At 49.4% G+C, this 1381-nt stretch carries 2 protein-coding genes; both read left to right on the plus strand.

Annotated features, from left to right (window positions below):
• Nucleotides 1-763, plus strand: a 763-nt coding sequence (locus tag RBA40_RS33185) for an RHS repeat-associated core domain-containing protein (protein ID WP_306653155.1), incomplete at its 5' end; no start/stop codon positions are given.
• A gap of 4 nt (nucleotides 764-767) precedes the next feature.
• Nucleotides 768-1127, plus strand: a complete 360-nt coding sequence (locus tag RBA40_RS33190) for a hypothetical protein (protein WP_146046778.1) — start codon at nucleotides 768-770, stop codon at nucleotides 1125-1127.
• The last annotated feature ends 254 nt before the right edge of the window (nucleotides 1128-1381 follow it).

The following is a 1381-nucleotide window of genomic DNA, read 5'->3' on the forward strand; positions in this document are numbered from 1 at the left end:
CATCACGCGCACGCTCGACAACAAGATAGTCTGGCGCTGGGACAACGGCGATCCGTTCGGGTTGACGCCGCCAACCGAATATTTCAGCGGATCAGGCACCTTTACCTTTAATTTGCGGATGCCAGGTCAGTACTTCGACCGGACTACAAATTTGTTTTACAACTACTTCAGGGATTACGATCCGCAGACCGGGCGCTATGTGCAGTCTGATCCGATCGGGCTTGGTGGTGGGATTAATACCTATGGCTATGTGGGGGGAAATCCAGTCAATTATTCGGATTCCACTGGACTCATAATCGAATACGCAAATCATAATGTTTTTGGGGGAAATTACCACTCAAAAATTATCATTACCCCAATAGATCAGGGGCGGTATGCAAATGACCCACGATTTAAGAACGTAAACGAATATGGAGATCACTATGCTACGGTCGGTGCCGGACCGGACCGAGGCATTTTGGTGGGCGGTGTAAATCGCGACAAAGATGTATCTAAAAAAGGCGTCAATAGAACCACTCTGGAAGTGCCGTGCGAATATGGCAACGAGAATGATTTGATTGATACATTGTTCAAGTTGGGCGACAACTATAACAAGAACACGCTCCCTTACACGTTATTTCCGTCATCGGGGGAGTACAACTCTAATAGTTATATTTCGGGAATTGGTCAGGCTGCTAACATTGTGATGCCCGCCCCTGGCAACACTGGCGCTCGGACCCCTGGGTATCAATTCCCCGTCCCGCGCGCGAATTTTGGGAGGTAATTCAATGAAATTTATGCGATCTATTATTTTCGGCTTGGTGACAACACTACTTTTTGCGCTCACCGGATGTATTGATGAAAACGAAATTAGGGACCGGCTGTTAAAAGAGACACCGATCGGCACCAAATTTGAGGTCGTGTTGAGTTATTGCGCTGAGAAAAAATTGAAGTGCGAAAACTCGAAGAAAGCTGGATATTTGAATCAACGAACAGGCCAAACGGTTGGCGTCGCAAGCATCTGGGCATCGCTAGCAGACCATCGCACCGGCCTTTTTTCGACGGAGTCTGGGACCATCAACTGGGGGTTCGATAAAGACGGGAATCTTATAGATGTTTGGGTCTGGAAAGTGACTGACTCGCTTTGATCTAATCGTGCAGGATCCACGAGCGCGCCGCGCGCAAGGCAGGGGGCATCGGACACGGGCTGATGCATAGCTAAATCGGCCGCTCTTTGGCCTTCCCTATTAAACAAAAAAAAGCCGTCCCCAACCCACTGCTTCGCGCGTGGGTGCTGGGTACGGCTTTAATTTTTAGCGGCTAAGAAATAAGACGGCTACTGCCCTGACTGCGCCGTAAGCATCCAGCCCGCCCACCTTTCTTCCGTTCCATAAATTGCCCG

This window comes from Massilia pseudoviolaceinigra (assembly GCF_030846505.1).
In the GTDB taxonomy this organism is placed as follows: domain Bacteria; phylum Pseudomonadota; class Gammaproteobacteria; order Burkholderiales; family Burkholderiaceae_D; genus Telluria_A; species Telluria_A violaceinigra.

Coding starts and splice junctions, on each gene's coding strand:
- RBA40_RS33190 (WP_146046778.1), top strand. CDS start 768: ATGAAATTTATGCGATCTATTATTTTCGGCTTGGTGACAACACTACTT.